The organism is Stenotrophomonas sp. P5_A8 (genome assembly GCF_056400545.1).
On record NZ_JBFULB010000328.1, the window covers coordinates 1 to 4,255 of the forward strand.

4 protein-coding genes and 1 tRNA gene are annotated in these 4,255 nt (G+C 63.9%); 1 reads left to right on the forward strand and 4 read right to left on the reverse strand.

The annotated features are described in order from the left end of the window. The 3 genes from AC1DQP_RS17350 to AC1DQP_RS17360 all read right to left on the reverse strand — a co-directional run. A partial coding sequence (locus AC1DQP_RS17350; protein WP_478052086.1) for a tyrosine-type recombinase/integrase occupies window positions 1-1,122 on the reverse strand: 1,122 nt, incomplete at its 3' end. Between the two features lie 177 nt (window positions 1,123-1,299). After that, a tRNA-Ile gene (locus AC1DQP_RS17355) sits at window positions 1,300-1,375 on the reverse strand. A gap of 58 nt (window positions 1,376-1,433) precedes the next feature. After that, window positions 1,434-1,946 carry a HipA domain-containing protein gene (locus tag AC1DQP_RS17360; protein ID WP_457320865.1) on the reverse strand — a complete coding sequence of 171 codons (513 nt, stop codon included), beginning with the start codon at window positions 1,944-1,946 and terminating at the stop codon, window positions 1,434-1,436. 65 nt (window positions 1,947-2,011) lie between these two features. Here AC1DQP_RS17360 and AC1DQP_RS17365 point away from each other — a divergent pair, with 65 nt between their 5' ends. Further along, window positions 2,012-2,587 carry a hypothetical protein gene (locus AC1DQP_RS17365; RefSeq protein ID WP_457320863.1) on the forward strand — a complete coding sequence of 192 codons (576 nt, stop codon included), beginning with the start codon at window positions 2,012-2,014 and terminating at the stop codon, window positions 2,585-2,587. Window positions 2,588-3,047: 460 nt separating this feature from the next. Here the strand turns inward: AC1DQP_RS17365 and rpoD are convergent. Next, the coding region (gene rpoD / locus AC1DQP_RS17370) for an RNA polymerase sigma factor RpoD (RefSeq protein WP_478052087.1) at window positions 3,048-4,255 on the reverse strand (1,208 nt) is incomplete at its 5' end.

Genomic DNA, 4,255 nt, shown 5'->3' on the forward strand with positions numbered 1-4,255 from the left:
CTCCGGCAGATGGGTGGCACGGTTGTAGGCCCGCCCCAACGGATCGCGCACAGCGTGTGCTAGCTGGTGTTCGATGTAATCGGGGCGGAACCCCAGCACCTCGTCCAGAACCGTCCGCGCCATTGCCCTGAAGCCGTGGCCGACGATGGTTTTTCCGTCAAAGCCGAGGTTCCGCAGGGCGGCGTTGATCGTGTTCTCGCTCATGGGCCGAGATGCACTCCGGACTCCCGGAAACACGTACTCACTGCGCCGGGTCAGCGGCTGCAGCTCCGCAAGCACCTGCACGGCCTGGTCGGACAGGGGGACGATATGGGGGGTCTTCGTCTTGCTGGTGACGTACCGCCACTCCCCGGCATCTAGGTCGATGTCAGCCCACTTGGCGGCGCGAAGCTCGCCGGGACGCACAAAGAGCAAAGGGGCAAGCCTAAGGGCCGCTTGGGTGACTGGAGAGCCTTGGTAGGAATGGAGGGCCCGCAGCAGTTCGCCAATCTGTTCGGGGTCCGTGAGGCTTGCGAAGTGCTTAGTCCTTGGCTGTTCAAGCGCCMCAGCCAAGTCCTCTGCAGGATTCCGTTCGGCGCGGCCGGTTGCCAGGGCATAGCGGAAGACCCGGCCCGCGTGGGACCGTGCTCGATGGGCAGTTTCGACCACACCCCGCTGCTCAAGCTTACGCAGGGCCGCCAAAAGGATAGGGGCGGTTACGTCGGTGATAGGCGTGGCAGCAATGGCTGCCAGATCCTTTTCAATCAAGCGCCGCTCGCGCTTTACCGAGCCTGGAGACAGCCCCTCTTTGGCCCGCTTGGCTAGCAGCTCTAGGCCGATGGCCCCGAAGGTGCTGTTAACACGGTCAGTGTGAGCCGCTCGCTCGGCCCTGGCCACGTGAGCCGGGTTAGCCCCGCCTCGCAGCAACGCCCGCAGCTTGTCACGCTCGGCTCGAGCCTGCTGGAGCGACATCGACGGGTACTCATCGATGGTGACGATGCTCGCCTTGGAGGCGTACCTGTAGCGGTAGCGCCATGCCTTGGATCCGGACGGCCGCACCTCTATGCAGAGGCCATTGGAATCCGCAACCCGGTAGGGGCGGTCCTTGGCCTTCAGTGCACGTAATTTGGTGTCGGTGAGCATGTGAGTCATCCGCCAGTGAGTCGGGGTAGGAAATCCCCGACCCTTGGCTCACAGCCTGACTCACTTTTTTGCCGGATGCAAGTGGACGTCAATGGACGCCGACGGACGGTATATCGCTAAATTCGGTGCGTTTCCGCGCTTCGTCCGGATGACCGTGGACGTCGCCGGACATCAATGTGGTGGGCCCACCAGGACTCGAACCTGGAACCAAAGGATTATGAGTCCTCTGCTCTAACCGTTGAGCTATAGGCCCCTGCGGCTGCACAGTGTAGTGGAGCCCCCCAGCCGCTTTCCACTGGAAAAAGCCGGCATCAGCCGAAACGCTGCCCCATCGTCTGTACCCGCCGTACGTTTTCCGCAGCCAGTTCCCGCAGTGCCCCCGAACGCAGTAGCGATGAGCCCGCCACACGCTGCCAGTAGTCCACTGCCAGCGGTGCGGCCCATTGCAGGTGCGTAAGCTGCCCGCTTCGATCGGGTACGACGGTAGCCAACGGGCTCGCTGCGCGCAGCACGCCAGTCCGCGACGGAGCCAATGACATCGGCAGCATGTCGTAGGCCGGCGCAAGCGGCAGCGGGCCGCGGTCGGTCAGGTGGAAACCGATGTTGCCCTGGTGCATGTCGCTGTTGCCGATCAGCCGCCCGAACGCATGCAGCCGCCCCACCCGGACGAGCGTGTCGCGATCCACCCAGCCCTGCGCATACAGCAACCCCGCTGCAGTGCCCCAGTCCGCAGTTGCCTCGCCGGTGAAGGCCGATGACAGCGCGAGCAGCGAAACGACGCCGCGCCGCCCGAGCACGTCCACGCTGCGGTCGAAGCGCTGCACCTCCAAGAAGGTATGCGTTTCGGTCTGTAAGAGTTCGGAGACGGCCGCGGGCACTGCAGGGCCAAGTGCTCGCAGACCAGAAGATCCGCCCAGCGCTCGGCCGCCGCGCCGGCAGCGGGCTGGGCGAACTTCACCAGGGCGGCGTAGCGGCCACGTTCGCCCTCGACCGTGGCGGTGAACTTGGGTTGCTCGCCGCCGGGCGACGAGCCGACATCCTCGCCTTCCAGCGCCGCCGCCGCACGCTCCGGGTAGCGATGCGCGCGGTGGGCAGCGAGGACGTGATCGGGCGGGGCATCCAGCGCACGCAACGCGCTCTGCACCGCATCGCCACCGAGCAGCAGGTCGCCGATCTGGGTGCCGCCTGCGCGGACCAGTGCCTGCAGGGTGTCACCCAGCTGCCAACGGCTAAGGTCTTCGGGCACGCCAAGGTCCCGGCCCCGACGGTGCGCGAAGGTGCGACCCAGGAAGCCTTGTGGCCGCAGGTCATCCAGATACCAGGGCAGACCGGGGAAGTGGCCGTCCACGGTGTCATCCGGCGACCGGGTGAGATTGGGTCGTGCCGCGTTGGTCTGGACATGGACGCTCTCGCCCGTGAGTGCCACGACCGTGCCGAGTTCTTCGAGGGTGGCATCGGCCCGTAGCCGGAACAGGGGCCATTCGCTGCCCGCCGGGGTCTGCTGGCGCACGGCATACGCCGTGGCGCGGGTGCGTCCCAGGCGCACGATCCGCTCTCCGGCTTCAGCCACCAGGCGGCTGAGGGTGGTCCGGGTGATGCCCAGGCGATCGACGAGAGCGGCTGCGGAGACCGCTTCGCCGGCGGGCAGGCTGTCGATCAGATCCTGGAGCTGCACGGTACGGGGACGAGGCATTGCCGTGGTTTCGGGACGAATTAAGTTACGAATCCATACGCCACTTCAGCAGAAATGGCAAATTTGATTTCCKATATGGCATTGATTTTAATCGACTTATCTTCACTACCCTCTGAAAGGCGCAATAATTAAGTTACGTAAACTGTAACGAAATAATCGGCCAGTCCTTGGTCATCACCCAAAAAAAACCCCGCCGAAGCGGGGTCTTTCCATCAACGCACCCGTCCTGGAATCAATCGATATCCAGGAAGCTGCGCAGCTGCTCGGACCGGCTCGGGTGACGCAGCTTGCGCAGCGCCTTGGCTTCGATCTGGCGGATGCGCTCGCGGGTGACGTCGAACTGCTTGCCGACTTCCTCGAGGGTGTGGTCGGTGTTCATGTCGATGCCGAAGCGCATGCGCAGCACCTTGGCTTCCCTCGGGGTGAGGCCGGCCAGCACGTCGCGCACGGTTTCAGACAAGTTGATGTTGGTGGTGTTCTCGATCGGGGACTCCACGTTGGTGTCCTCGATGAAGTCGCCCAGATGGGAATCCTCGTCGTCGCCGATCGGGGTTTCCATCGAGATCGGCTCCTTGGCGATCTTCATCACCTTGCGGATCTTGTCTTCCGGCATGTCCATTTCCTTGGCCAGCTCCTCCGGCGTGGCCTCGCGGCCGTACTGCTGGAGCATCTGGCGGGAAATGCGGTTCAACTTGTTGATCGTTTCGATCATGTGCACCGGGATACGGATGGTGCGCGCCTGATCGGCGATCGAACGGGTGATGGCCTGGCGGATCCACCAGGTCGCATACGTGGAGAACTTGTAACCACGACGGTATTCGAACTTGTCCACGGCCTTCATCAGGCCGATGTTGCCTTCCTGGATGAGGTCGAGGAACTGCAGGCCGCGGTTGGTGTACTTCTTGGCGATGGAGATCACCAGGCGCAGGTTGGCCTCGACCATTTCCTTCTTGGCCTTGCGCGCACGCGCCTCACCGTAGGCCATGGCGCGGCTGATTTCCTTCAGCTCGTCCAGTTCCAGCCAGGTGGTCTTTTCGATGTCGATCGTCGCCTGCTGTTCGGCGATGATCTGGTCCTTGACGTCACGCAGGGCCGAGGACCACTTCTGCTTGCGCTTCAGTGCGTCTTCCACCCACTCCAGGTTGGTCTGGTTGCCTTCCCAAGAGCGGATGAAGTCCTTGCGCGGCATGCGCGCGGTCACGGTGGCCAGATTCAGCACGCGGCGCTCGTGGGACTTGATGTCGGCCATGACGTCGCGCAGCTGCTTGACCAGTACGTCGGTCAGCGGCAACGGCAGCTTCAGGGTCACGAACACGGCGGCCATGTCGTCGCGCAGCTTGGCCAGCGGCTTGCGGTCGCCCTTGGCGGCAGCCTTCTTGAACGCGGCATACGCATCGCTCAGGGCCTGCATGCGGCGTGCGACTTCTTCCGGGTCCGGAC